Here is a 24,738-nt window from a genome sequence, read left to right as displayed (position 1 = left end):
GCCGTTTCCTTTCTTTAATCGGGCGTGATGCCTGTCATCACCATCTGTGATGGGCTTCCCACCGCAATGTAATCCTCAACAAAAGTCAGTTTTCCATTGCCGTGCGCCACACTAAAACGAGTGATGTTGTCACTGCGCTGATTCATGACGTACAGATACTTTTCATTATGGTCGAGGGTGAGCGTGCGTGGGTAATCTCCCCGCGTCCAGACATGTTCCTGAAGCACCAGTTTGCCGTTCGCGGTGACGGTAAAATGACCGATGCTGTTGTGCAAACGGTTAGCGATGTAAAGCTGTTTTCCATCTTTACTCAGCAGTAAACCCGAAGCATAACTGGTGCCTTTGAAACCTTCGGGCAGCGAAGACAGGCTTTCGCCTTCGGTCAATGTTCCCAGGTTTTCATCAACCTGGTAATACGTCAGCGTGGAAGCCTCTTCGTTGATCAGCCACAAACCCTCACCGCCAGGCGTAAACACAAAGTGGCGAGGCCCGGCACCTTTTGAAGAAGCATCAATATAAGGAGGATCGTTAGGCACGAGCTTGCCGTGGGTTTTGTCGAAACGATATTGATAGATTCGATCCAGACCCAGATCGGTAGTAAACACGTATTTGCCCGTGGGATCGGCGGCGATCATATGAGCGTGCGCACTGCTGTGACCGCTGGCAGCAAAACTGCCTTCTACGGCGGCTACCGGCTTTTTAGCTCCCGCAGGCCCTGAATCTTGTTGGACGTCAGTGGCCTCACCGAGGCTGCCGTCGGCTCTCACGGGCAATACGGCAACGGAACCGCTGCCGTAATTGGCCACCAACAGATAGCGCCCATCCGGCGTGAGTGCGAGAAAAACCGCCCCCGCACCGCCCGATGAAACCTGATTCAGCTCGGTAAGATTACCGTCATCCCCCACGCGCAACGCTGCAACAGTGCCTTGTTCTGCTTCGCTTGCCACATACAACGTTTTGCCATTTTTAGCGGCGGTTAGCTGTGCCGCATGGGGCAATTCGCAAACTAACGTTTTGTGGGTCAACGCACCGGTTTCGGCATCTACCAGGAAGCGGTACACACCTTCTCCATTGGGATGGTAAGTGCCAATCCAGGCATACTGCGGCTGTGTTGCAGGCATCAGAGATCCTTGTTGTGTATGAGATTGGTCGCCCTCACCCTCTCCCCCAGGAGAGGGAACTGCCCAGTTTCCCCCTCTCCCTCAGGGAGAGGGCCGGGGTGAGGATGGTTTTAGCCGACCAACTTCTTGGTCATTTCCAGCAAAGTGCGCACATCTTGCGGACGCGTATTGCCGCTCGCTTTATCAATAATTGAACTGTAAATATGCGGAATCACTTTGCTTACGCCCGCATCTAGTGCGATTTTCAGAATTTCTTCGTAGTTCTCAAGGTCAATACCACCGGTGGGCTCCAGCCAGAAATCATATTTTGCGCAAGCTTTCGCTACCGCTTCATATTCATCACGGCATTGCAGGCCGCCCATTGGGAAATATTTGACTGAGCTTCCGCCCATGTCTTTGAGTAGCTTAATTGCTGTTTCGACAGGTACGATGCCGTCTGGCGCGCCAGAACTCAACGGGCCGGTGGAAATTTTCACCATACCGACGGTGCCGGTTGGAGAAACCAGGCCGTTAACCACACTTTCATTTTGCCCAAGCAGCGCACGGCTGGTTCCCACGCCGGTAAATACCTGGTTTACATGCTGCGGCTGCACCTGGCGGGAGATCTCACTCACCATTGCCGATTGATTCGGGTCGCCTGCACCAAGGCCAACCGAGAGCGCATTTTCGATCAACGCCGCATATTCGCGCATATCTGCAACAGCACTGGCGACATCCGGGTAATTTTTGGAAAGCACGCCCACCAGCACATGCCCTTCGGCAGCGTCATAAATAGCTTTAGCATTCTCTTTGGAGCCAGCCAGCACGTTCAGGCAAACACGATCGCGGTAAAAGTTCGGGGTCAATTTCATGCCTGTTTCTCCTTGCTGACCAAAGCCTTAATGCTGTGATAAATAATCTCTAGCTGCTGTGGGTTTACGCTGCGTACGTCGGCTTCGATAATCCCTTCGTTAGCTTTGTAGCCACGGAAGAAAATCGCATATTCGCCTTGTTTCAGCGCGCTGACTAACTCTACGGTACTGGTGCCAATCACCGCTTCATCGAATTTAATTTCAGTACGCGCGATATCACGACCGGCGGCATCCCACACGACGCGGGCGCTGATCCCCTCAATCGTATTGAGATTAGCGATAAACGGCGTCATTTTTTCCACCATCTGCGCACCGCTCTCTTTTTCCGCACTCAGATAATGTTCGATAGCGCAGGTCAGGCCAAGAATGCCTTCTTTACCGACTTTCATGGCGCGTCCAATGCCGCCAGTTTGGAGTTTCACCCACTCGATGTACTGCGCTTTGCCGATCACCAGACCGCTGGTTGGCCCTTCAATCGCTTTTGCGCCGCTGTAAATCACCAGATCAGCACCGGCGCGGTAGTAACACTGCAAATCTTCTTCCGCTGCAGCATCAACAATTAATGGCAGGTTATGCTTGCGGGCCACGACCGCCGCCTGCTCAACACTAAGCATGCTTTTCTGCACCGAGTGGTGAGATTTGATATACAGAATGGCCGCCGTGCGCGGGGAAATCGCCGCAGCCAGTTGATCAGCCGAACATTCGTTGGCGTAACCGGCTTCAACCACTTTGCCGCCACCGAGATAAACCATGGTGCCTACCGGTGCGCCGAAGTTCACGTTGTGGCCTTTTGGTAACACTATTTCGTTGTTCTCAAGCGGGGTGCCATGCAGGTTTTCAATCAGCCACGCGTTGTCTTTCACCAGCACCGCCGCCACCGATTGCGCGATACCGGCGGAAGCACAGGACACTACCGTCGCCGCTTCCACATCCAGCAGTTTTGCGATGTATTCCCCAGTTTTGTTCACCAGGTCTTTCATTTCAAAGTAGTGATTCATGCCTTTCGTCACGGCGTCCACCACTTCCGGGCGCGGAGTAGAAACACCGAGTGCCGTCATGCGGCCGGATGCATTAATAACTTGTTTTAAATTGTATTTTTCATAAATCGAAGACATGTTCTTGCTTCCCTTGTTCGGTCGTAAACCATTTTCCAGCGCGAACTGCGGCAAGTGCCACCAGTAGTTGTTCACCCTGGAGTGTCTGATTTTCTGAGTCGGTAAATACCGTCGGCTGGCGGCGTTTGGCAAAAATAGTCAGGTCGCCATCAAGGCCAATCGACAAACGGCCTTTATTCACCAGGCGCAGACCGTCGGCTGCATGTGACGTCACACAATCAATGACTTGTGGCAGCGACATGCCGATGGAGAGGAATTTTGACATCACCACGCCGAGGCTATGCACCGGGCCGTTAATGCGGTTGCGGCAGTAAATATCGGAGCTGATGGTGTGCGGAAAAATCCCTTTGCTAATGGCGATTTTCGCCACTTCAAAGCTGAAACTGGCCGTGCCATGGCCGACATCAAGGCGCACGCCACGCTGTATCGCGCTGGAAACCGAGGCACGTAATTCACCCGCAGACGTCAGAATGCGGTTCGGTTTGCCGTTATAGCAGTGGGTGATGATGTCGCCGCTGGTTAATAAATCGGCGATTTCATCGAGGTCCGGCGGATTATTGCCAATGTGTACCATCAGCGGTAAATCACCGTTTTCACGCTGGATTTCTTTGGCGATTTCAAGAGGTTTAATGCCGTTCGCACCCACCACGCTGCTGCTCATGCGTGCTTTGATACCGACGATAAAACCCGGGTGGCGCGTGACGGCATCGCACACCGCCACTTTGTCGATATTCGCCATATCAGACAGTTCGTTTTGCGCAATCAGCCCAACCTTCGAGATATTCAGCAGAGCGTAAACGTCGGTGCGCGCACAGCGAGTCAGCTCGTAAAACTCGTCGATGTCATCCGCACCAGTGCTTCCGGCATCCACCACCGTCGTCACCCCCGTATGAATACCGATACTGTCAGGGTCATCGTGATAAATCGGGGATTTTTGGTAGCAGTGAACGTGGGAATCAATCCAGCCGGCGCTAACGTAAAACTCGCCGTTAAGCTGGCGCTCTTCGCATGTATCACCCGTGACTCCGCCCAGTGCCGCAATTTTTCCATCTTTAATCGCGATGTCGATAACCGTATCGTCCACCAGGCGGGCGTTGCGCAGGATTAAGTCGTACATGATTTTTTCCTTATTGGCGGATGGGACGCGCCATCCGCCAAAAAAGTTCTACAAAGCAATCGGGAAGAAAGCGCCAAAAAGCATCGCGCCAAGAATTGCGCCGCCGGTAATCGGTTTGTTCCACAGGTAAAACAGCAGCGAACCAATCAAGGATCCGATACCAATTGGAATCGAGGCGGCCATCGCGCTGAGGATAATTAACGGGCCAAGGAAGCGGCCGGATGCGTTACCCGCGCCCATCATCACGTCAGCACCGTAAGTAGAGTTGCTTTGGTTGATGGTGAATTTACGCGCAAGAATGATCAGATAACCAATCGCCAGGCCAATCACCAAACCGGTTGCTAAAGAAGCGGTGAAGTTAGCGACTGGGAAGACAATCCCGGCCCCCAGCAACAGGGCAGGAACGCCAAGCCCGACACCGGTTTGAATCGCCCCGCCGATGTCCAGAATCCCGACCAGCGAACCTTCAATGATGCGGGCAAACAGGAAGCTGGCACCAAATGCTGCGACTGCGCCATACACGCCAGTGTCGATTCCGGCACGCAGCATGGAAACAAACGCTACTTCGTTAAATGCGCCGATTCCGTAGAGGTAGTACATGTGTGTCCCGGCGAACACGCCGGATGAAAGCAGGCCAACAAAAATCGGGAAAGACCAGTCGGCGTACCAAAAACCTTTATTCTCTTCCATCATTGGCTCCCTTATTTTCCGCTCAGCGAGTTATGAATCAGATCCAGCCAGTTCGGCACGGTCAGATGGAAGGATTCGATCATCTTCATGTCGAAACCGCGGAAGAAACCACTCAGGACAAACAGCGCGATAATCGCGACCATCATCACTTTGGTGACGTGGTTCCAACCGCTCTCTTCCACACCTTTACCAATCAGGATGCCCAGTACCAGACCCGGTACGGCGTTACCCATAATCAGCTGTGCGCAGCCGCCGAAAATCGTCGCCCAGAAGCCCGATTTCTTACCCGCGTCAATCGCCGCCAGCCAGAAAATCACTGGCATTATGATGTTAACCAGCAGGTTAGCGGCAGGCACCAGAACTTTTACCGCCGTGACCTGCAATGCAGCCGGAACCGCCGAAGCCGTGGTGTTAAGGAAGGCGACCACAATCATGCCGATGATGCCGCAGGCGATAGCCATCTTTCTCGGGTCGTGCAGGGTTTCGGCGACGTTACGGTTTTTCACCATCAACGCGGCAGCACCCCAGTTTGGGATAATGCGGTGGTCAACATCTTGTGTGAACGCTCCAGCTGCAACCGAGGACGCCCATGCGTTAAAGAAGAAGCCCAGACCAAATGAGAAGTGTGAAGCCGGATCGCCTTCGCAGGAATTTAGCTCACCGAGAGTACGAAAAGCGCCCATCCCTTGAGTGGTAGGCGCGTGAAACATACGTGCAGCCCCGGCGCCAACTCCAACACCCACCAGACCGCCGATGATTAGCGATTTTATTAATATAATTAAGAACATCTGTCTGTCCTTTCTGTGTGATTTTATTGGGGAATGAAATCGACTTTGTCCATGTTGATTGCCGTAACATTGACTGAAACATCCAGCTCGACGCTGAACATTTGTTTTTCACGCTTCAGGAAGAAGAACAAAAACGCTTCTTTCTTGACCTGGACTCGCGCCTGAATAACTTGCACATCCTGTGGCTCAATGCGCAGTAAAATGTGGGGAGAAGATTTCATCACCGAGCCCTGAACATGATTCAGGGCGTCAGCAAAGGCTTTGGCTTTGGTATCGCCGCGCCCTTTCACTCTCACCGTTTCTGAGAAGTGTTCTTTCATGCTCACTGACCGTACTTCTTGGCCCAGGCCTGTACCAGACGCTCGCCCAGTTCTTCTTTATCCATAAAACCAAAGCCCAGAACGTTATTGCCTTCGTTAATTGCGGTCACGCCTTCATCCACTGAACGCATGCCGTACTTGGCTTTGTAACCGTGTTTGGTTTGCGCGGTGATAGCACCTGCGCCGCCGCTACCGCAGAAAGAGATACCAAACGTGGCATTTTCTGCTTTCATTACATCGCCCAGTTTCATATCAGCGGCAACACCAGGAATCACCACGGCACGACCGCCCGCTTTCTCAATCCCTGCCGCCACTTTCTGGCCTTTGCCCAGACGATCGCCAATCACTACGGTAATTTGTTCCATGTGTTTCTCCTGATTATTCAAAGATTGTCTTTCGCGACTTCAAAATGCACCGACAACAACCACGCCTCTTCAACAGGGAGATTGCCAAACTGTTCCACCACTTCTTTCGCCATCACCAGCGAGTCATCAGAGATTTCCTCAAACAGACTCTCTTCAACTTCTGGCAGCGGTTCGCCGGTCAATGACCGATGAGCCATGGCACGAACGTGGGATGTCAGCATCTGTTCCTGCACCGCGTTCGGCGTGATGTTTCTGTTCATAAGCAGCGTATTGATAAACGCCAACACTCGTTCGGTGAGAAGCGTTTCCTCGGTACACCCGGCTTCATTAACCATTACCGCTCCGTCATTCACACTACGTACCTCTTCGCTGTCAGGCTTTTAAGGTATCGACCAGGGTTAAAGGTTTGTAGCGAGTTGTTTTCCACTTCGAAGTGGAAATCGCGGCTTCAATAGTGATTTGCGCCACAAAAAAGGGCTGAATCGTGATGATTGGCTGGTTTAGTGTGATTACAGTCACGCATTAGCAATGCTTAAGTGAGAGTTCTCAGTGATAGTTTTTGAGCAAATTTGTGAGCCAGGGGGGATTTTGGGGGAGATATTGGAAAGGCTTATGGCACATTTTCCGGTAAAGAAAACTTCCTGCGGTGCCAGAACGGTTGAGTTTTACCCAACCGTATTTTTAAGTAGTGGGAATTGCTTTAAATTATAGGAAGTTAAGTTTGATGGTCGCAATGGTATCAATTTTCCCGGCCTTCACTTCTGGCGAGATTGCGATATAACGTGCCGCCAGCGGTATCGAACTCTGGTTATGCACCATCGGTAGATCATCGAGCGACACGGGTGAGCCAAAAGCCAAAGGCAAATTGCGATAGAGGAGCTGCACACCCACACCCGTCGCGTTATCCGCAGTCAGAGTATTTTTCAAAATCCCCTTTTCCGGGTCTGCTGCCACACCATACAACGTCATTTCGATGTGTTCCGGGGAACCGGTACACACATAAGTGATATCAAGCTGAGTGGATGCGGCAGTCTTCTGCGCTTGTAGTGTCGCAACATCAACAGGAACCAGGCTGAATGCCGCATTCGCCGCTAAGAAGTGGCAATACCCCGCAGGTGGTGTGGCACTAAAAGAATAATCCACGCTGACTGACTGCTGTAGTGCCGAACGAGTCAGAGTCAATATGGAAGGACTTTGATAGCTGATGTGCTCTAATGACTCAATTGAGCCGGTCTTGACCAGTTCGGTTTTAATAAAAACATCGTCACTGGTTAAATCGCTTTTATCATCCAGCGCAAACTGTTCGTTAACCGGCAACGTGCTAAGCGGCGTGTGGTTTCCTTTCTGACGAATAATCAAAGAAAGGCGAATGCCAATACCTGCGACCGAAGTCGGATAAACATTATCACCCGTCATGCTTCCGTTCATGATCCCGGTGATTGATAACTGATCCTGCGACTGCGATGAGGCGCAGCTAATATCCTTGCGTTGATGTGCAAGGCTAGAAAGCGAAGCGCGTTTCACATACAGCGTGTCGCCCACACTGGCTTGCAGAGGATCTTTTTGTAGCGATCCGTTAAGCACAATTGAAAGCCGGGATTGGCTTTGCACATTGCAGGCTGAAGCGAGCGTGGGGAATAGCGCAATCAACCCTGACAGCAGTAATATTATTAAGGAACCACGCATCTTAGCTATTCCCACAGGTTAGTTTCATCATTGTTATCGGTAATTTCCCGCTCGCGACCGGCAATTTATAATGTGCTTTGCAAGCCTGCTTATCGTCCATACTAATACTGAGATCCCCTTCATCCGGCGCACCGGTAATAAAGAGTTGCCCACCGTCGCCTACAAAGAACATTCTGTCGCTATCTATCAGGCTTGCTTGCGAACCAAAGGGAATGACTTTTCCTCTCTGGCTCACAGTAAAGAGCACTTTACGGCCAATATTCGCCGGGAAATTAGCAAGGACGACCGCATCTTTAGTGGGAATAACGTTGGTTGAGATATTTTCAAAGGAAATATTAGCGCCCACGCTGTCAGCATCAATTTGAATCGAGTTATTATCGTATGCAGATAATTCAGGCACGATGGTATAACCGCGCCAGTCGGTATAAACGCCGAGGTTATTTTTCACACCAACATGGCTCGCACCCGGTGCACTCACCAACGCTAACGCGCCATCGGAATATTGACCAATTGTCGCTCCATGGCGATGGATAATAAGTTGCCCGTTTAGCCCATAGGTAAACTGCTTTTGGTTTTCATCCTGGTTATAACCCATCTGAATCTCACCATAACTCCCTTTATAGTCGGTAGTTATACTGGCATTTCTGCCATCTTCTTCACCCTTATTGACGTTGTAACCCAATTGCGTGTTATAGGTGAATACTTCGGAATCCATGATATTGCCATGCAAGCCCAACGTTTGATTACTATTCCCTTCGGTGTCATTGGTCATCATTAACGAAGCCGAATTTTTTGCTTCTTTGTCGAATACGGATAAAGGCAGTGTGAAGTTGACCATCACCTGTTTGTCATTAGTGACGGTCCCTTCTTCATCAAAATCCTGGTTAAGGCTCAGGGTGAGTGACGTACTTACTGGCCCGATCGGGGAGTTAAATCCAAGCTGGTACATTTTTGAGCTGGTGCTGTCTCTATAATCAGTTTGGTTCATAGAAACAAATATAGTTTGAGTGTCAGTCACCGCCTGGTTAATTGATAGCGTGAACTGTTTTTCGCGCGCTTTACTTTCGTCTGCCGTACCATAGTTATCGGCAAATGAAACATAGCGGTCACTATATTGCGTGTAATTAAAATTAATATCGCTGCGGGTTGTTTCCATATGGTTAGAGTAAGCAAGATGCATCGCAGTTCCACTGCGGTTCTCATGACTTTCCGCAAGCGTGGAGTTTTCTTTTGCCACATCAACGGAGAATGCGCCGAGAAACCCTAAGTCTAGCCCCACACCAAGGTCGTAGCTTCGGTAATCGTTGGTATTCTGTATACCGCTTAATAAAGTCACATCATAGGGTAAACCGTAAGCCGCTGTAGCCTGGAATACATCAGGCTCCTCAGACTTTATTGTTGCCTCTGAATATTTCCCGGCGGATAGCCCATACTTCAACGAGCCCTGGCGCTGCAAAATAGACATTGAAGAAAATGACTGGCTAAGATGTTTTTCGCTGCCATCAGCCTCTTGAATGGTGATATCTAATATTCCCCCGGACGAAACGGGAGCCATATCAGAAATAGCAAACGGGCCGGGTGCAACATTGGTTTGATAAATTATATTATTGTTTTGCCGAACAATGACTTTTGCATTGCTATTCGCAACACCACGGATAACCGGAGAAAAACCATTAATGCTATCCGGGATCATTTCGGTATCAGAAGTCAGTTGCAGACCTTTAATGCGAATACTGTCGAACAGATCGCCACTAGTGTAGGCGTCGCCCATCACCAGTTCACTTTTTAACGAAGGAATTGCGCGCTCAACGTAAGTGCTGAGGCTTTCCACTTCCGTACCAGACCCGCTGCTTTGCGAGAGAGTCGATAAATTGCGTAAACGCCATGGGCCAAGATTCAGCCCATTTTTAAAATTGACATAGTTTTCAGCACCTGCAGAACTATCTTGCTTATTTTCAATGGTTTGTGAACCAGACGCCTGGTAACCGATGAGCAACGCAGGAATGCCGTCATCCCAAAGCTCTGGGGGAATTTCATCTTTAAGCAAGGTACGTAGCGTAGTTTGCGGGAAAGAGAGCGACAGTTTTTTAGTAAGATAATCAAACGAAGACGTGGCAACCGGCACAGCTTCGTTCAGTAATACACAGCTACGATCTTCTTTGTCCAGATTGATATTCACATCGTGTGAAGATGAATCAACGCCGATTTTTGCGTACATCTCAACCGGAATACACGGGATAAGTGCTTCTTTCTGCATTGAGAATTGAATATCTTCCGTCGCGAATTTTTTGCCATTAACTTCAATATAAACGTGATAAGTCCCCTCTTTAACCTGGTTTGCTAATACCGAATTGAGATCGGTAATAGCGGGGGCACCGCCCACAGACTGCATCATGCCGGGGTCAAAATAAGCCTGACCTTGCGCCATAGATATAGACGCCAAAATAGATAAAAACAATGAACTGCGAATGAAAACAGGTTTCACGAGGGCACGAGCAATGATTAGTGACATGGCAAACTTCAATTTTATCTAGAATTAGAGCGTCGCTGTTTTCTCAGGCGAAGTGACAGAAAATTCATTCATTGCGGTCCAGACAACTTTTGCCCCAGCAGGTGCAGACTTCACTTTATAGGTCTGTTCACCATGAGGGGCGACTACTGTGTTGTTATCTTCAATGGAGATTTTTAACGCTTCGTTATTAATCAAAACTTTATTCATAACAACATAATAAGGTGAGTTATTTGTCACGGTAACCGTATCATTACTCATCCTTTTCCACGAAAGAGCCGCGATTGCGTCTTCCAGGTTACCGGGGAGATTTTCAGGGCGATAGAAAACTTTAATACGTGTCAGTACCGCAACCATGACTTTGGTTTTAACCAACTTCTCGCCATCTGTCATTGCCGGAATTGCTTTAACATCTAACCAAACCAGGCTTTCACGATCGGTTGGTAAACCCTCACCGGAATACATTATCTGAACAATCGCTTCACTTTTATTTGCCATATGGAATAAAGGTGGCGAAACAAAGAAAGGTAGTTTGGCATTCTTTTCAAGCCCAGGATTTCCCTGCGCATCAATCCACGACTGGACTAAATATTCACGGTCTTCTGAATTTTTAACCGAGATATTGATATCAGGATCTTTGGCATGATAATAAACACGGTTTGCCGAAAGCTGAACAGTTGCAGAGGAGGAGAAACTCAGGCTTGTCAGCGCAAAAATTGCTGCTGCGACGAATGGACGTAATTTCATGATGTATTCCATAGATAAAAATGGCTGGCAAAAATGCCAGCCATGAGATGACTAATAGCTAATTAAAGGAAGTTAACTTTAACGTTAGTCGTAGCGCTGATGGTGCCAGAAATGACTGATTGGGTAGATACTGTTTGAGTTGGCGCAACATACAGAGGGATATGTGAACTACCGGAGGATTCGGTAGTATGAACCAGTGAGCTACCGCTATTGGCTTTAATCAATACATGTTCCTGTGTAAGCAGAACCTCGTCCCAGAAGCTAACCGCTACGTGCTGCGCGCTACCAGGTACATCATCCAGTGCGATCAGGCTGCTGTTTTCGCCATCTGCGGTACCCAGAATGCTGACAGAAACAGTTTGTCCTGCAGGGCATTTGGTCAGGGTAATATCGTATACCGCACCTGGGTTATTTTTATAAGGCTTGCCTGATTCTACGGTACCGATATCGTAAATGCTGATGTCATCAAAGGTTACTGAGCTAGGAGCATCAATTTCACAAGCAGCGTAATCGATAACATGGCCAGTCAGCGTAATGTCGCTAACAATTGCTTCCTGCGCTGCGTGGCTTACACCTGCCAGGCTAGAAAATGCCATAGCCAAAGAAAGAACTAAAATCTTCTTGTTCATAATAAATCCCTTATTTTTAAACCGATTAGCAAATAGCAATTAGAGGAAAGTCACTTTAATTTGAGCTGAAGTAGATACGTCGCCCGCAGTAACGGTGCTAGTTGCGTCAGATTTTACTAATCCGAAATCCAGGCCAACCATTGCGACGGTTGTTTTAATTGGATCGCCGCCGAGTTTGTATTGAGTGGAGTCATCGTGATTCCACATAGCAATACCCACATTAGTCGCTGCATTTGTAGCAGCGCCATTGGCAAGAATTGTGCTGTCTGTGGCATCAGCGGTACCAAGAACAGAGACTTCCGCGTTAATACTTTCACAGTCAGTGATAGCAACTTGCAAAGTACGTACGGAAGTCTGAGTTGGTTCTTGATCTGAAGTTTTCAGGTCAGCCATCAAAGGTGAACCCAGTTCCAGTGCATTCTTGTTCAGAGCTACTTTACAAGGAGGAGCACTAATAGAGCCTGAAACTGCCAGGTTCAGGATGTTCGCGTCATCTGCTGCATGTGCCATAGAGCCAACAAGAGCGCTTGCTGCAACTAAAGAAGCAAGCGTCACTTTTTTGAAAAATGTATGATTCATTTTATGTCCCTTTTTGTTATAAAATAAATATCAAACCTTATCAGCATCATGCTAATAGAGTTTGAGATTTACCTATCCATTTTAATGAAACTTTATATAGCTTAGAGGTATTAACCAAGGGGCGTATGACTATTGCGCTTCGTGATTTTCTTTTCGTAATTACTCTACAACACAAGCTAATATTTTACACTCGTGAAATGATCCGAATTTGGACAGGCAGCGACTAGTAAATTATTTTCGTTATAGTTAACAAAGTACTTCCCAACAACAAGGCCCAGAGACTTAGTCAAGAAGGGGAAAAAAATAATGCCAGAGCCTAATTAAAATAAATTCTCATTTAATGTCATAAGTACAATTAATAGATTTAAGCATCTCATTTTCCATAGTGATAAATCCTCTCATTTTCCTTTCAGAGAGAATGCGCATAGTTCCGCTACGTGACTTTCCAGTTTTGCTACGTATATGCTTTTCAGCATGTAAACTATCGCGCAAAAGCTTAGGCTCATTCATGGGTTCAATTAACTGATTGCGAACTATCTTAAACGAGTTGGATGTCGATAACTGCAAGGTGTGCGTAAAGAGGGCATTGCTCACTGCCTGGAGATGCACTTTTTATTTTATTGAAAATATATTACTGATGGTGAAAGCCACTTATATAACCACGAATTAAAATAATTCCCTGGTCATAGGCTTATGGAGTAATTTAAGTTATAGCGGCAATGGATTATGAAGAGGAAGAGGAAGAGTAAAGTGGCGGAGGAACCCCCGCCAGAAGGTGTAAAGTCTACTTTTACTTCACCAGCCCCATACTCTGAGGCAGTGCCATGGTGATAGCCGGTAAATACGTCACCATCATCAGAACAATCGCAATCACCGCAAAGAATGGCAGCAACGGCTTAATCACGCGCTCAATCTTAATATCCCCGACTTTACAGCCGGTAAATAAGATTGGCCCTACCGGTGGCGTAATCGTGCCGAGGGATAAGTTAAACACCATCATGATACCGAAATGCACCGGGTCCATTCCAAACTGCATACAAATTGGCAGGAAGATTGGGGTGAAGATTAATACCGCAGGCGTTGGGTCCATAAAGGTGCCGACCACCAGCAATACCAGATTCATAATCAGCAAAATAACAATGAAGCTATCTGTAGCAGAAAGTAAACCGGAGGCAATCAGTGCCGGTATTTTGGTGAAGGCCATGACCCACGACATAATCGAAGATGCCGCCAGCATGAAGATAACAATCGCGGTCATTTTCGCCGTGGCGAGGAATATCTTCGGCAAATCGTCAATTTTAATATTGCGATAGATTATGCCGAGAACTAACGAATAAACGACCGCAATCGCCGATGCTTCCGTCGCCGTAAATACGCCGCCCAGAATACCGCCGATAACCACGACAATCATCATCAGGCTTGGAATAGCATCAAACAAAATACGCAGCGTCTGGCCTTTATTTGCCGAACGGTCGGCCACATAGCCACGGCGTTTCGCAATGAAACCCGCAACCAGCATCACACCTAAACCCCACAGAATACCCGGTACATAACCGGCCATAAACAGCGCGGAAATAGACACGCTACCCGCCACCGTTGCGTAAACAATCAAAGAGTTGCTTGGCGGAATCAGCATACCCGTTGGTGCAGAAGCAATGTTCACTGCGGCACTGAACGCTGGATCGTACTGCTCTTTTTTCTGAATCGGCGACATGATGCCACCGACCGCGGCGGCCGACGCCACACCAGAACCGCTGATCGATCCAAACAGCATATTGGCGACAACGTTGGTTTGCGCCAGTGGACCGGGCAAGAAATTACTGACCATTTTGGCGCAGTTAATTAAACGAATGGCGATCCCACCATTATTCATTAAATTCCCCGCCAGTATAAAGAAGGGAATCGCTAATAAGGCAAAGGAGTCGAGGCCAACAAAAACGCGCTGTGCCGACGTTAATATCGCACCATCGAAAGGTAAGATAAGTAACATTGCGGCAAAAGAAGAAATCCCGATGCTGATACTAATTGGCGTGCCCGCCAGCAGTAAAATAAACACACCGCTAAACATTACAAGAGCAACAATAATTGCAATATCCATATCAACACCCAATCAATCTTGTTTCGAAGAGAACTTTCTGAACAGCCCATATTGGTTATACAGGCAATAGAACAGCGTCATTGCACCACTGAGAGGAATTGCAATGTAGATAATGCCGATTGGAATTTGTAATGCGGAATCGAGTTGCGCCATCTGGCGGCTCATCCCGATATAGCCCCCGATAGTCAGCACCAATAATGCAAATACAGAGGTGGCAAGTTCGCCAATGATTTCCAGCGAAAGGCGTAATTTACGCGGCATTTTATCGCGCATAAAAGTGATAGCCATATGCTCGCGCAGACCGAAAACATAGGCCCCGCCAATCAGCACCAGCCAGATAAACAAATAACGCGCCAGCACTTCGCTGACCGCACTTGGACTATTCAATAAATAACGGGATGCAACCTGCCAGGTCACCAGCAGCGTCATTAATCCCACAATTAAAATACATAGATACGACGCCACTTTATCAATGGCCTGTTTCACTCGGGTGATATGCGAATAAAAATCAGATTTGGATACGGCGGCGGAGGGGGCGGTTTGCGTCATTTTCATCATATTCTCCACTGGGGGCCAGAAAGCCCCCCTGGTTACTAAGCCGTGTTACTCGGCCAACTCACGAATTTTTTCGTACAACGCTTTTTGTTCCGGCGTAGTCAACATGGCAGATTGCAGCGGTTTGCAACGTTCCTGGAATGGCTTGATATCCACTTCAGTGAAGGTCGCGCCGTTGTCTTTCGCGGTTTGACGTGCGCCATCGAGCGCTTTATCCCACAGTTCAAACTGAGTCTGGGTGCTTTCTTTGGCTAATTTGCGGAACAGCTCGCGATCGCCTTCATCCATTTTGGCGAGGAAACTTTCGTTAGCGACAAGCAGATCGGCCACCATCACGTGGCGCGTTGCTGAGAAATAAGGAGCCACTTCGTACTGTTTCAGGTCGGCATAAGTGATTTCATTGTTTTCAGCACCATCCAGCACGCCCTGCTGAATCGCTGAATACACTTCACCCTGGCCCATTGGTACGCCGGTTCCGCCCATGCAAGACAACATTTTGATCATGGTATCGGACTGCATTACGCGGATCTTTTTACCCTGCATATCAGCCGGGGTGGTGACTGCGGCACCTTTGGTGTAAACACTGCGAGCGCCTGCTGTATACGCGGTAATAACTTCAAAACCGGTTCCTTTGGTGGAAGCAAACAGGCTGTCTAGCACGCCAGACGTAAACACTTTGCGCTGATGTTCCGGGTTGTCGTACACGTACGGCATAGCCAGAACCGAGAAGTTTTTATTGAAGTTTTCCACCAGCGGGTTAGCCACAACCGCCATCTGAATCGCGCCAGACTGAACCAGTTCAAGTGAAGCACGCTGGTCGCCCAACAGTTCATTGGGGTGGATTTCTAATTTGTAACGACCATTGGTCGCCGCTTCCAGCTTATCGCTGAAGGAAACTAACGCTTTGTATTGTGGGTTATTTTCAGATTGGTTAAACGCGGTTTTTAGGGTAACGGTGCCTGTTGGAGCAGCGTCATCGCCACATCCGCTCAGCAAAATCGTTGCCGCAACAGCGGTAGCAACCAGCGAAATTTTTGGCAAAACATGTTTCAAATGCAGCATCCTGAGATTCCCTTATCCATGATTTCTGTGTGGAACTATTCCGTTTCGAAAGCATTTACGCATTGAATGGATTAAAAATGAAACGTTATTTCACTCAAAAAGAAATTTTGATTCATTTTGCTATTCAGATCTCAAAATGCCGAAAACAGCTGCTCATAAAAAACACAATCGGTGTATGCAAAAACAGTAAACAAGCGTGGAGTCAGTGATGCAGGCAAGGATTTAAGGTACTTTATGGCAATCTTGCAGGGATGAAACATTTAGGACATCCATGAAAATTGACGCAGAAATCACTTTCCGAAAACTCGAGATATTCATGGTGTTTATGGAAAAGGGGAATATTGCCCGTACCGCAGAGGCTCTGGGCATCAGTGGCGTGAGCGTTCATCGCGCCCTGCACACCCTTGAAGAAGGCGTTCGCTGCCCGCTGTTTATTCATAAAGGCCGCAATCTGGTGCCGTTGCCTGCGGCAAATACGCTGCTTGAACACAGTAAAGAAGCGGTGGCACTGATGGTGCGTGGTATAGCAGAAACTCGCCAGACCGCAGGTGTCGGGCAAGGACGTTTACGCATCGGCACGCTGTATTCTCTCACGCTCGAAACAGTGCCACGCCTGATTATGGGCATGAAATTACGCCGCCCGGAATTGGAAATGGACCTCACCATGGGTTCCAACCAGATGCTGCTCAATATGCTCGAAGACGGCGTCCTGGATGCGATCCTGATTTCGATTTCAGAAAGCGAAATCGACAGAAATAGACTCGAAGTGTTGCCTTTGTTCCAGGATGACATTTTCCTCGCCGCATCCAGCACGTTTCCGCTTGATACCAGCAAGTTAGCCGATCTTCGCGAGTACCATAACGAGAAGTTTGTTTCGTTAGCCGAAGGCTTTGCGACCTACAACGGTTTCCAGGAAGCGTTTCATATCGCGGGGTTTGAACCAGAAATTGTCACGCGTGTGAACGATATTTTCTCGATGATAAGCCTGGTGCAGGCGGGGGTGGGGCTGGCGTTAATGCCGGGGCGCATGAAGAAAGTGTATGAAAATTCAGTACAACTGCTGAAACTTGCCGACCCTTATCAGATGCAGCAATCTATCGCGATTGTCTTTGCCCGCAACCGCGAACACGATCCTAATCTCCTGGCACTTGCTGCCGAAGGGCGCATGTACGCCCGTTCGTTTATTGATACGCCTAACGCGCCTCTTTAACGCGCTCGGCGAGGCGTTTTATCAGCGCGACGCTGTTTTGTTCTGCGCAAACCATTTCACCTTCACGGAACGCCTGGCGCGTGAGTCCGGTCAGCACGCTACCTGGCGGCATTTCGATGGCCAGGCGCACATCACGTTCGTTGGCGGCAATCATCGCATCACGCCAACGCACGGTGCGCGACATATTCAGCGCTAAATCTTCGGCAATTTTCTCCGGCTGCCAGGCCACGCGAGCGGTACTGCCACTGAGATAGGTACAGCGCGGACGGGTTAGCGTCACATCGGCAAACGCCTGTTGTAGTTTTAGCGCGGGTTCAGCCAGTAATTCACAGTGCGATGGCACGCTAACCGCCAGTTGTTTAGCTTTCTGCGCCCCAAATTTCAGCGCACGCTGGGCCACTTTCGCCATGTCTTCGTCACGCCCGGCAATCACAATTTGCTGCTCGGCGTTGATATTAGCGATGTACGTTCCGCTGCCTTCCACCAGTGTTTCGACCTGACTGAGTTGCAAGCCGGTAATCGCCGTCAAACCATAACCTTGCGGATACGCCTGCTCCATTAAATCACCGCGCAGAGCCACTAAACGTAACGCATCTTCAAAGCTTAACGCGCCCGCCACCACGGCCGCCGGAAACGCGCCGATGGACAAACCACACACCATATCGGGCACCACACCATTGAGCTCAAGTTCCTGCGCACAGGCCACGCCTGCAATTAACAGGCAAAGTTGAACAGCACGGGTATGTTTCAGCGCATCAATCGTATCGAGCGCGTCGGCTTCATCACCTAAAACTGCACGAACACGCGCCATAATGTCGCTATCTTGCGGTAATTTCTGCAACATACCGACACGTTGCGTTCCCTGTCCGGGAAAAGTGAAGAGAATTTTCATACTTATCCCTTTAATGCCCACGGGTCAGTGACGATTTCTGGCCCGCTGTTGGTTTTCAGCAACACACGCCCGTCACGTAACCATTCTGCAAGGGCAAAAGCCCCCTGCGGCGTTTCAATTTGCGTATCGGCTCGGCATAACAACTGGCCGATAACCGCCTGCCATTCGAGCAGAGATTCGCGCTCAACACGCTGCGGGCAGCGAATCAGCAAATCGAGATCGCTGTCAGCATGTAGCACCGGGACTTCTGTCGCCAGCGCGTAGCCGCAGCTTCCGGTAATACCCCAGCTCCATGGCCATTCACGCAGGGCGAGTTGAATTGCGCCCTGAACAGGCGGCATTGAAACAAACGGGGATTTTACTAATAAATCGCGGGAGGCCAGTTCTTCCGGGGAAATGATGCGTTTAACTTTTGCCGCATTTACCCAGCCGGCCGCCCGCTGGTCGCGGCGCATTCCACGAACACCTACCGGAATGCGCGCATCATGACTCACATCACGCCGCACCACCACTGGAAGCCGGGGCTGCCATTGGCTTGCTACCCACTCTTCACTCACATCTTCAAGCGCGTCGCTATCGGTTAGCCAGAGTAGGTCGTGTGGGCGTGGTGTGTTCATGATTTACATTCCTGAAGTCAGAGAGATAAACAGCGGTAACGACAGGATAGAGAGCACGGAGCTAAGCAGCAAGACGGCTTCTGCATCCGGCGACTGTACGCCGAAACGGTTACCGAACACCACGCCAAAGAAGCCCGCAGACAGCGCAATCATCAGGATCGCAGTAATCGCAACCGGCCCAGTCAGACCCAGCGCCAGCACGATACCCCAGGCGATGAATGGCTGAATCAGCAGTTTGGTCACAGTCGCCACGCACACTACGGTGTTAATTTTCAGTTTACGAGCAGACAGGATAACGCCGGTCAGGAACAGCGCCGCAGCGGTCGCAGACATGCCCAGCGGCTTGATTGACGACAGCAGCAGGTCTGGCATACGAATGCCGATCGCTGACAAAATCACACCCAGTAGCGGGCCCCAGACGATAGGTTTTTTCAGCGAACGCCACATCAGAACCGGCAGCATGGCGAGGGTAGAACCGACAGACTCGCCAGCCGCACGCGCTTTTTCACGTTCCAGAATCATCAGGCAGAACGGTGTCATCAACACAGAACCACAGGCGATAGATACCGCAACGGAAAGTGAAGTCGCAGAACCTTCGCCCAGCACGCTGCCCAGAATTGGCAGGCCAAGTGCCGCATAGTTTGGTAACGCAACAGTCAATGTCAGTACAGCCGCATCCTGCGGAGATTTTTTGAATACTTTGGTCGCCAGGAAATAAATCGCAGCGTAGGTAATCCACATCGCCAGAACCAACACAACACTCATTGGTGACTGCTTGACGATACCTGCCCACGGAGTTTGAACCGTTGCGCTAAACAGCGCGGCTGGCAGGGCGAAATCCATTACAAAGATATTGAGCAGGGAAACATTTTTGTTATCGACCATCTTTGCTTTGCCAGCGAAAAAGCCGAGCAGCATGATGACAAAAATGGGCGCAAGCGCATGAACAATTACGTAAGTCATAACTTCACCTGTAGTTAAAAAAAGAATTCCAGCACCGGTGCGATGATTATTATTTTTCAGACGGTTAATGGTTATCGGGCACTCTAACGGTGCCCATTATTACCGTCTGGCAGGTCTGTCTTTTTAAACTCTGTCGCGACTACCAGACTGCGCGCATACGCTCACGAACCAACGCCGAGCTATGGCGATTCTTCGCATTCAGTCTGTTTTTCAGCGTGTTATCGGTGCGAGCTTCACGAACAGCCGTGACCAGCGCGGCATTCACTTTATCCATATCAGCACTTTCTGGTGCTTCTGGACTCGCAATATCTAACAGCGCAGATAGCAGGCCGAGGCTTTCATAGTTGCTGATGTCATAGGCCATCGGCGGGATGGTGGCGGCCAGTTTTTCCAGCGCTTCCACGGTACGCAGCGTGATGCGTGCTGCGGACTCTTTACCCATCGCGTGGATCATCACGCCGGAATCGTTGAAAGCAATCAGGCGATTTGCCTGGTAGCCGTGTGCCAAAAACGCACCGGACATTGCTTTGCCAACAATCAGGCCCACAACCGGGTGCCCGGCCAGACGCGCATTCGCATAAGCTGCTGCTGCGCCAGCCAGTGCCTGGTGGATACCAAACGCTTCTTCGCGACGGCCATAAGCCTGACTCGGCACGTCGATAACCGCCACAATGGCGCGTTTTTCTGCACTATCTGCATCTTCAGCGATAGTTTCGCTAACCACTTTTGCCAGCGTCCAGCCTTCGAGCAGGCCCACTTCGCCGCCTTTAGCACGCGGGTAATGGTTATTTTCGTCCGGCACAACCGCGATAAAACGGGCGGCTTTGCCATCAACGGTGCCGTCAGCCACTTGTACTGATGCACACAGGCCAGCCATATGCGGTGCGTTAGCGGTAAGTTTGTCCAACCAAATGGCGGCGCGATTCAGTTTCTGGCTCATGCGAGTTTCTCCCCAAAAAGCTGTTTAATCTGTTCGGAATCAGCCTGTTTCGTGGTGTCGAAATTGCTCAGGCGTTCGAGATACCACGCATAATTATCAGTGCGATGTTGTGCCGGAACCCCTTTTGCGAGAGCGTCGTTCACCGCTTGCTTAACCGCATTAACGCCATCGCCCACCAGCGTTTCTACCAGACCGCTCTCATAGCGAACTTCGCCGCCGGTCATGCTCCAGATGAACGGACGGTTACGGGAGTCGTATTCGTCGATCCCCGCTTCCTGCTCGATAACCTGCGGGCCGTTCAGGCCAAGACGCGCTTCGCGAGTCACAATTAAGTGGCTGCATAATGCTGCCGCGATAGACATCCCACCGAAACAACCCACGGTGCCTGCCACCACGCCGATGACGGGCGTATAACGGCGCAGATCCACGATGGCGGCGTGAATATCAGCAATCGCCGCCAGGCCGAGGTTTGCTTCCTGTAAGCGCACGCCGCCGGTTTCGAGGCATAAAACCGCCTGAGTTGGGATGCCGTTACGGTTATCTTCCGCCGCCAGTTCAAGGGCTGCGGCCATTTTCGCGCCGGATACTTCGCCCATGCTGCCGCCCTGGAAAGCGCCTTCAATCGCAATCACTACTGCCGGGCCGCCATTAATGGTGCCTTTGGCAACGACCATGCCGTCGTCAGACTGCACCACGATGCCCTGCGCTTCCAGCCAAGGTGAAACAATGCCTTCGAACGGGTCGAGTAATTCGCGGAAGCTGCCGTCATCCAGCAGCAGGCGAGCACGTTCACGCGCTTTGAGTTCGATAAAGCTGCTGTCGTTACGCATGGCTCACCTCTTCAAAAACTTGTTCGATACGAATGCGCGCCACGCCTGGCGTTGCGCCAAAATCGTGGATTTGCATCTGCCCGGCAGGAATGCTGGTCAATGCGCCGAGGCGCTCAAACAGTGCCTGCCAGCGCTGCTCGCTGTTATCAACAGACGTGGTGATGGCGATTGTCAGGGTGTCGCCCTGAGTCGCGGTAAACAGAACTTCCATATCACCGGAGCCAACTACACCCGCCAGCGCTTTGCCGCTAACGGTGCGAGTTGCCGGAAATGACAACGTAATGTGTTCCATAACACCCTCTTAAAAGTGTGAATGTTGCGGTAATGGGGTAATCGTCGCGTCATCGCAGGCGATGCGGTCAATCAGCAAGGTCGCGGCCAGCAAATCTGCGGCTCCGCCCGGAGACGCATTCAGTGTGAGCATCTCTTTATCAAGCCAGGCCAGAGCAGTTCGGCCCTCAACCGTCGCCGTCCCACCTGCCACCAGCACGCTACGCGCACCGTTTTGCATGGCTTCAAGCCCTTCAAGCCCGGCGCGAGAAAGTACACAGGTATCGCTAAGCGTCGTCATGATGGCCATCAGCGCATCAAGGCGAGCCTGCTGCTCCGTTGCACCGTTCGAACGGCTGCGGCGCAGTTGCGGCAATGCCAGACGCATGATGTGCGGGAAGCCAAGTTGTGCTTCTTCGCGAGCACCGGGAACGCGATAACGACGCGTGGCGAGTAACCCCTTACTGAAAACTTTTGGTGCGTAGCTGTCCGGCAGGCTGGCAAGTTTTGCGGCACTTGCCGCAATCTGCGAACTGCTGCCTTCGCAGCCATGCATTGCTGCCGCGGCGACCAGCAAACCGAGTGCCCAGATAGCGCCCCGGTGAGTATTCACTCCGCCTGTAGCCGCCATCATCTGCGCCTCGCCTTCACGACCTAAACGGCCAACGAGTTGGCGCAGAGCGATATCTGCCGGGCGCTGCCAGCTTTGTAATGCCAGAGCATGAAACGTCGGAGAAAGGCTGTGCGCCGAGCGCTCCATCAAATCCAGATTCAGATCGTGATGAGCGCCATTTCCCCGGCTGTCCACAAGACCGGGTTTCGGGCTTAAACGTGCTTCTTCAATCAGGCTTTGGGTGGCAACCCGTGCAAGCCATTGCGCGCTGCCTTCTGCCCCGATTTGTGGCTGTAGTTTCATTACCAGCTCCGGAATTTCGCAGGTGGGTTATACAGGCCGCCAGACCACTCGACCAAATCCGCCACGCTGCTGGCTGCCAGCAGGGAACGGGTTGCGTCGGTGCGACGAATGCCCATGTCTTCCGGGAAGACCACTTTGCCACTCTGGCGCAGTGCGGCAACGCGTTTAGCGTCAACGCCCAGGCCGATGTCGGTGATACCCGCAACGGAGGCGACCATCGCACGGCGTTCTTCAAGGCTTTCAGCGCGATACAGATACGCGATACCTTCTTCGGTCAAAACGTGAGTGACGTCGTCGCCATAAATCATGACCGGAGCCAGTGGCATACCGGAGGATTTTGCGACTTCAACCGCATCGAGTTTTTCCACGAATGTCGGCTTAACGCCGGCCTGGAAGGTTTCAACCATCTGCACGACGAGCTTACGGCCACGCTGCATCAGATCTGGCTGGGCCTGCATCGCAAGCCAGGCGTCAGTTGCATGGCGACGACCGTGTGGGTCATGCCCCATGTTTGGCGCACCACCGAAACCGGACAAGCGACCGCGCGTCACCGTTGAGGAGTTGGCATAGCCATCAACCTGCAAAGTAGAACCGATGAACATATCTACCGCGTACTGGCCTGCTAACTGGCAGAACGCGCGGTTGGAGCGCATGGAACCGTCGGCACCGGTAAAGAACACATCCGGGCGAGCGCGAACGTACTCTTCCATTCCCAACTCACCGCCGAAGCAGTGCACGGTTTCAACCCAGCCGCTTTCAATAGCAGGAATCAATGTTGGGTGCGGGTTCAGCGTCCAGTGTTTACAGATTTTGCCTTTCAGGCCGAGTTGCTCGCCGTAAGTTGGCAGCAGCAGTTCGATGGCGGCGGTGTTAAAGCCGATGCCGTGGTTAAGCGATTGCACGTTGTGCTCGGCGTAGATGCCTTTAATCGCCATCATCGCCATCAGGATGTGCTCTTGCTTAATCAGGCGCGGGTCGCGGGTAAACAGCGGTTCGATAAAGAACGGTTTGTCCGCCACTACTACGTAGTCAATCCACGAACCCGGAATATCCACACGCGGCAGATCGCATTCGTCGTCCACCAGTTCGTTAACCTGGGCGATAACAATGCCATCGTGGAAGGCTGCCGCTTCGACCAGCGCTGGCGTGTCTTCGGTGCTGGCACCGGTATACAAGTTGCCTTTGCGGTCAGCTTTAAAGCCAGCAATCAGCGCAACGTTCGGCGCAAGATCGACATATAAGCGGGAATAGAGTTCGATATAAGTATGAATTGCGCCAATCTCTAACTGACCGTCTTCAAGCAGCTGCGAAATGCGCAGGCTCTGGGTGCCAGAGAAGGAGAAATCGAGCTTGCGAGCGATACCTTTTTCAAAAATATCAAGGTGTTCGCTGCGCCCGACGCTCGGCATAATCATATGCAGGTTGTGAACTTTTGATGGGTTTACTTCGGCCAACATGCGGGAAAGGAAATCCGCCTGTTTTTGGTTGTTCCCTTCAAGCACCACACGATCGCCTGGAGCGATCAGTTTTTCCAGCATATCGACAAGGCCTTCGGTTGGAAGCACCTTGCCCTGCACGTTGGTGGTAGCCATACGACGCTGCTTCTCAGTGCGGCGTGTGTTCCAGACTCGTGCTGGGGTTTGCCCGGACAACATATTTAACCTCCTGATTCAGCCAATCATTTTGATTTGCTTTAGTCTGGTTAAATTGTGCGCCTCACTGGTTCGACCATCAATTAAGCTCAGGGGCCAATCATTAGCCTTAGAGTAATAATGGATATTCTGTTTTGTGACGAAGGTGGAAGGCGGGGAAAGGGAATGTGGGCTAGCTGACCAACAAAAATCATAATTACGAGACATGCCGCAAGG

Annotated in this window: 28 protein-coding genes; 1 reads left to right on the top strand and 27 read right to left on the bottom strand. The window is 50.6% G+C overall.

What is annotated here, in order from left to right; genetic code table 11:
* Window positions 1-14 precede the first annotated feature (14 nt).
* The 19 genes from AC0IWZ_RS01460 to AC0IWZ_RS01370 form a co-directional block, all read right to left on the bottom strand.
* Entirely contained in the window at window positions 15-1,121 is a 1,107-nt protein-coding gene (locus AC0IWZ_RS01460; protein WP_034492964.1) for a lactonase family protein, read from the bottom strand.
* 110 nt (window positions 1,122-1,231) lie between these two features.
* Window positions 1,232-1,972, bottom strand: a complete 741-nt coding sequence (gene dagF, locus AC0IWZ_RS01455; RefSeq protein WP_034492963.1) for a 2-dehydro-3-deoxy-phosphogluconate aldolase — start codon at window positions 1,970-1,972, stop codon at window positions 1,232-1,234.
* Window positions 1,969-3,087: a DgaE family pyridoxal phosphate-dependent ammonia lyase gene (locus tag AC0IWZ_RS01450; RefSeq protein WP_034492962.1), complete on the bottom strand. Its 1,119-nt coding sequence runs from the start codon at window positions 3,085-3,087 to the stop codon at window positions 1,969-1,971. Before AC0IWZ_RS01450 ends, dagF begins: the two co-directional genes overlap by 4 nt.
* Entirely contained in the window at window positions 3,071-4,204 is a 1,134-nt protein-coding gene (locus tag AC0IWZ_RS01445; protein WP_471678327.1) for an amidohydrolase/deacetylase family metallohydrolase, read from the bottom strand. Before AC0IWZ_RS01445 ends, AC0IWZ_RS01450 begins: the two co-directional genes overlap by 17 nt.
* Before the next feature lie 48 nt (window positions 4,205-4,252).
* Window positions 4,253-4,894, bottom strand: coding sequence for a DUF4310 family protein (locus AC0IWZ_RS01440; RefSeq protein ID WP_471678328.1), 642 nt, complete (start codon window positions 4,892-4,894; stop codon window positions 4,253-4,255).
* 11 nt (window positions 4,895-4,905) lie between these two features.
* Window positions 4,906-5,682, bottom strand: a complete 777-nt coding sequence (locus tag AC0IWZ_RS01435; protein WP_034492954.1) for a DUF4311 domain-containing protein — start codon at window positions 5,680-5,682, stop codon at window positions 4,906-4,908.
* A gap of 23 nt (window positions 5,683-5,705) precedes the next feature.
* On the bottom strand, window positions 5,706-6,002 hold the full coding sequence (locus AC0IWZ_RS01430) for a DUF4312 family protein (protein WP_034492952.1): 297 nt from the start codon (window positions 6,000-6,002) through the stop codon (window positions 5,706-5,708).
* A gap of 2 nt (window positions 6,003-6,004) precedes the next feature.
* Window positions 6,005-6,367 (bottom strand): SFCGS family glycine-rich protein, encoded by a 363-nt coding sequence (locus AC0IWZ_RS01425; RefSeq protein ID WP_034492950.1) that lies wholly within the window; start codon window positions 6,365-6,367, stop codon window positions 6,005-6,007.
* Window positions 6,368-6,384: 17 nt separating this feature from the next.
* On the bottom strand, window positions 6,385-6,702 hold the full coding sequence (locus AC0IWZ_RS01420; protein ID WP_034492948.1) for a glycine dehydrogenase: 318 nt from the start codon (window positions 6,700-6,702) through the stop codon (window positions 6,385-6,387).
* Between the two features lie 37 nt (window positions 6,703-6,739).
* The gene (locus tag AC0IWZ_RS01415) at window positions 6,740-6,886 is read right to left on the bottom strand and encodes a hypothetical protein (RefSeq protein WP_156104844.1); all 147 of its coding nucleotides are present in this window, start codon (window positions 6,884-6,886) and stop codon (window positions 6,740-6,742) included.
* 186 nt (window positions 6,887-7,072) lie between these two features.
* Window positions 7,073-8,053: a fimbrial protein gene (locus AC0IWZ_RS01410; RefSeq protein ID WP_034492945.1), complete on the bottom strand. Its 981-nt coding sequence runs from the start codon at window positions 8,051-8,053 to the stop codon at window positions 7,073-7,075.
* A 1-nt stretch (window position 8,054) separates the two neighbouring features.
* On the bottom strand, window positions 8,055-10,565 hold the full coding sequence (locus AC0IWZ_RS01405) for a fimbria/pilus outer membrane usher protein (RefSeq protein WP_410373630.1): 2,511 nt from the start codon (window positions 10,563-10,565) through the stop codon (window positions 8,055-8,057).
* A 24-nt stretch (window positions 10,566-10,589) separates the two neighbouring features.
* Window positions 10,590-11,309 (bottom strand): fimbrial biogenesis chaperone, encoded by a 720-nt coding sequence (locus AC0IWZ_RS01400; protein ID WP_051873618.1) that lies wholly within the window; start codon window positions 11,307-11,309, stop codon window positions 10,590-10,592.
* Window positions 11,310-11,371: 62 nt separating this feature from the next.
* Window positions 11,372-11,938 (bottom strand): fimbrial protein, encoded by a 567-nt coding sequence (locus tag AC0IWZ_RS01395; protein WP_471678329.1) that lies wholly within the window; start codon window positions 11,936-11,938, stop codon window positions 11,372-11,374.
* Between the two features lie 39 nt (window positions 11,939-11,977).
* On the bottom strand, window positions 11,978-12,517 hold the full coding sequence (locus AC0IWZ_RS01390; RefSeq protein WP_471678330.1) for a fimbrial protein: 540 nt from the start codon (window positions 12,515-12,517) through the stop codon (window positions 11,978-11,980).
* Window positions 12,518-12,850: 333 nt separating this feature from the next.
* Window positions 12,851-13,111, bottom strand: a complete 261-nt coding sequence (locus tag AC0IWZ_RS01385) for a helix-turn-helix domain-containing protein (protein WP_471680485.1) — start codon at window positions 13,109-13,111, stop codon at window positions 12,851-12,853.
* A 196-nt stretch (window positions 13,112-13,307) separates the two neighbouring features.
* Window positions 13,308-14,615: a TRAP transporter large permease gene (locus AC0IWZ_RS01380; RefSeq protein WP_034492934.1), complete on the bottom strand. Its 1,308-nt coding sequence runs from the start codon at window positions 14,613-14,615 to the stop codon at window positions 13,308-13,310.
* Window positions 14,616-14,627: 12 nt separating this feature from the next.
* The gene (locus AC0IWZ_RS01375) at window positions 14,628-15,170 is read right to left on the bottom strand and encodes a TRAP transporter small permease (protein WP_081908364.1); all 543 of its coding nucleotides are present in this window, start codon (window positions 15,168-15,170) and stop codon (window positions 14,628-14,630) included.
* 48 nt (window positions 15,171-15,218) lie between these two features.
* The gene (locus tag AC0IWZ_RS01370; RefSeq protein WP_051873617.1) at window positions 15,219-16,232 is read right to left on the bottom strand and encodes a TRAP transporter substrate-binding protein; all 1,014 of its coding nucleotides are present in this window, start codon (window positions 16,230-16,232) and stop codon (window positions 15,219-15,221) included.
* A 271-nt stretch (window positions 16,233-16,503) separates the two neighbouring features.
* Between AC0IWZ_RS01370 and AC0IWZ_RS01365 the strand changes: the two genes are divergently transcribed.
* A complete protein-coding gene (locus AC0IWZ_RS01365) occupies window positions 16,504-17,442 on the top strand; it encodes a LysR family transcriptional regulator (RefSeq protein WP_034492933.1) in 939 nt (312 codons plus the stop codon).
* Here the strand turns inward: AC0IWZ_RS01365 and mdcH are convergent.
* The 8 genes from mdcH to mdcA all read right to left on the bottom strand — a co-directional run bounded on the left by mdcH (window position 17,426) and on the right by mdcA (window position 24,525).
* Window positions 17,426-18,334, bottom strand: coding sequence for a malonate decarboxylase subunit epsilon (mdcH, locus tag AC0IWZ_RS01360; RefSeq protein ID WP_471678332.1), 909 nt, complete (start codon window positions 18,332-18,334; stop codon window positions 17,426-17,428). The genes AC0IWZ_RS01365 and mdcH overlap by 17 nt on opposite strands.
* 2 nt (window positions 18,335-18,336) lie before the next feature.
* Window positions 18,337-18,954 carry a malonate decarboxylase holo-ACP synthase gene (locus tag AC0IWZ_RS01355; RefSeq protein ID WP_246864849.1) on the bottom strand — a complete coding sequence of 206 codons (618 nt, stop codon included), beginning with the start codon at window positions 18,952-18,954 and terminating at the stop codon, window positions 18,337-18,339.
* A complete protein-coding gene (locus AC0IWZ_RS01350; protein ID WP_115631232.1) occupies window positions 18,955-19,914 on the bottom strand; it encodes an AEC family transporter in 960 nt (319 codons plus the stop codon). It lies immediately after the preceding gene.
* Between the two features lie 139 nt (window positions 19,915-20,053).
* Entirely contained in the window at window positions 20,054-20,854 is an 801-nt protein-coding gene (gene mdcE / locus AC0IWZ_RS01345; RefSeq protein ID WP_471678333.1) for a biotin-independent malonate decarboxylase subunit gamma, read from the bottom strand.
* Entirely contained in the window at window positions 20,851-21,684 is an 834-nt protein-coding gene (locus tag AC0IWZ_RS01340) for a biotin-independent malonate decarboxylase subunit beta (protein WP_471678334.1), read from the bottom strand. Before AC0IWZ_RS01340 ends, mdcE begins: the two co-directional genes overlap by 4 nt.
* Window positions 21,677-21,976 carry a malonate decarboxylase acyl carrier protein gene (gene mdcC / locus AC0IWZ_RS01335; RefSeq protein ID WP_034492917.1) on the bottom strand — a complete coding sequence of 100 codons (300 nt, stop codon included), beginning with the start codon at window positions 21,974-21,976 and terminating at the stop codon, window positions 21,677-21,679. The genes AC0IWZ_RS01340 and mdcC overlap by 8 nt, the downstream gene beginning before the upstream one ends.
* Before the next feature lie 9 nt (window positions 21,977-21,985).
* Window positions 21,986-22,870 carry a triphosphoribosyl-dephospho-CoA synthase gene (locus tag AC0IWZ_RS01330; RefSeq protein ID WP_471678335.1) on the bottom strand — a complete coding sequence of 295 codons (885 nt, stop codon included), beginning with the start codon at window positions 22,868-22,870 and terminating at the stop codon, window positions 21,986-21,988.
* Window positions 22,870-24,525, bottom strand: a complete 1,656-nt coding sequence (mdcA, locus tag AC0IWZ_RS01325; protein WP_034492912.1) for a malonate decarboxylase subunit alpha — start codon at window positions 24,523-24,525, stop codon at window positions 22,870-22,872. Before mdcA ends, AC0IWZ_RS01330 begins: the two co-directional genes overlap by 1 nt.
* Window positions 24,526-24,738: the final 213 nt, after the last annotated feature.

The sequence above is a fragment of the Buttiauxella sp. AC142 genome (assembly GCF_979253435.1).
Note: the sequence above shows the minus strand (reverse complement) of the source record. Positions and strands in the feature narration are given on the sequence as shown.

Bases quoted from the DNA above. Each gene is read 5' to 3' on its own strand.
- AC0IWZ_RS01460 (WP_034492964.1), bottom strand. From the start codon at position 1,121: ATGCCTGCAACACAGCCGCAGTATGCCTGGATTGGCACTTACCATCCC.
- dagF (WP_034492963.1), bottom strand. From the start codon at position 1,972: ATGAAATTGACCCCGAACTTTTACCGCGATCGTGTTTGCCTGAACGTG.
- AC0IWZ_RS01450 (WP_034492962.1), bottom strand. From the start codon at position 3,087: ATGTCTTCGATTTATGAAAAATACAATTTAAAACAAGTTATTAATGCA.
- AC0IWZ_RS01445 (WP_471678327.1), bottom strand. From the start codon at position 4,204: ATGTACGACTTAATCCTGCGCAACGCCCGCCTGGTGGACGATACGGTT.
- AC0IWZ_RS01440 (WP_471678328.1), bottom strand. From the start codon at position 4,894: ATGGAAGAGAATAAAGGTTTTTGGTACGCCGACTGGTCTTTCCCGATT.
- AC0IWZ_RS01435 (WP_034492954.1), bottom strand. From the start codon at position 5,682: ATGTTCTTAATTATATTAATAAAATCGCTAATCATCGGCGGTCTGGTG.
- AC0IWZ_RS01430 (WP_034492952.1), bottom strand. From the start codon at position 6,002: ATGAAAGAACACTTCTCAGAAACGGTGAGAGTGAAAGGGCGCGGCGAT.
- AC0IWZ_RS01425 (WP_034492950.1), bottom strand. From the start codon at position 6,367: ATGGAACAAATTACCGTAGTGATTGGCGATCGTCTGGGCAAAGGCCAG.
- AC0IWZ_RS01420 (WP_034492948.1), bottom strand. From the start codon at position 6,702: ATGGTTAATGAAGCCGGGTGTACCGAGGAAACGCTTCTCACCGAACGA.
- AC0IWZ_RS01410 (WP_034492945.1), bottom strand. From the start codon at position 8,053: ATGCGTGGTTCCTTAATAATATTACTGCTGTCAGGGTTGATTGCGCTA.
- AC0IWZ_RS01405 (WP_410373630.1), bottom strand. From the start codon at position 10,565: ATGTCACTAATCATTGCTCGTGCCCTCGTGAAACCTGTTTTCATTCGC.
- AC0IWZ_RS01400 (WP_051873618.1), bottom strand. From the start codon at position 11,309: ATGAAATTACGTCCATTCGTCGCAGCAGCAATTTTTGCGCTGACAAGC.
- AC0IWZ_RS01395 (WP_471678329.1), bottom strand. From the start codon at position 11,938: ATGAACAAGAAGATTTTAGTTCTTTCTTTGGCTATGGCATTTTCTAGC.
- AC0IWZ_RS01390 (WP_471678330.1), bottom strand. From the start codon at position 12,517: ATGAATCATACATTTTTCAAAAAAGTGACGCTTGCTTCTTTAGTTGCA.
- AC0IWZ_RS01380 (WP_034492934.1), bottom strand. From the start codon at position 14,615: ATGGATATTGCAATTATTGTTGCTCTTGTAATGTTTAGCGGTGTGTTT.
- AC0IWZ_RS01375 (WP_081908364.1), bottom strand. From the start codon at position 15,170: ATGAAAATGACGCAAACCGCCCCCTCCGCCGCCGTATCCAAATCTGAT.
- AC0IWZ_RS01370 (WP_051873617.1), bottom strand. From the start codon at position 16,232: ATGCTGCATTTGAAACATGTTTTGCCAAAAATTTCGCTGGTTGCTACC.
- AC0IWZ_RS01365 (WP_034492933.1), top strand. From the start codon at position 16,504: ATGAAAATTGACGCAGAAATCACTTTCCGAAAACTCGAGATATTCATG.
- mdcH (WP_471678332.1), bottom strand. From the start codon at position 18,334: ATGAAAATTCTCTTCACTTTTCCCGGACAGGGAACGCAACGTGTCGGT.
- AC0IWZ_RS01350 (WP_115631232.1), bottom strand. From the start codon at position 19,914: ATGACTTACGTAATTGTTCATGCGCTTGCGCCCATTTTTGTCATCATG.
- mdcE (WP_471678333.1), bottom strand. From the start codon at position 20,854: ATGAGCCAGAAACTGAATCGCGCCGCCATTTGGTTGGACAAACTTACC.
- AC0IWZ_RS01340 (WP_471678334.1), bottom strand. From the start codon at position 21,684: ATGCGTAACGACAGCAGCTTTATCGAACTCAAAGCGCGTGAACGTGCT.
- mdcC (WP_034492917.1), bottom strand. From the start codon at position 21,976: ATGGAACACATTACGTTGTCATTTCCGGCAACTCGCACCGTTAGCGGC.
- AC0IWZ_RS01330 (WP_471678335.1), bottom strand. From the start codon at position 22,870: ATGAAACTACAGCCACAAATCGGGGCAGAAGGCAGCGCGCAATGGCTT.
- mdcA (WP_034492912.1), bottom strand. From the start codon at position 24,525: ATGTTGTCCGGGCAAACCCCAGCACGAGTCTGGAACACACGCCGCACT.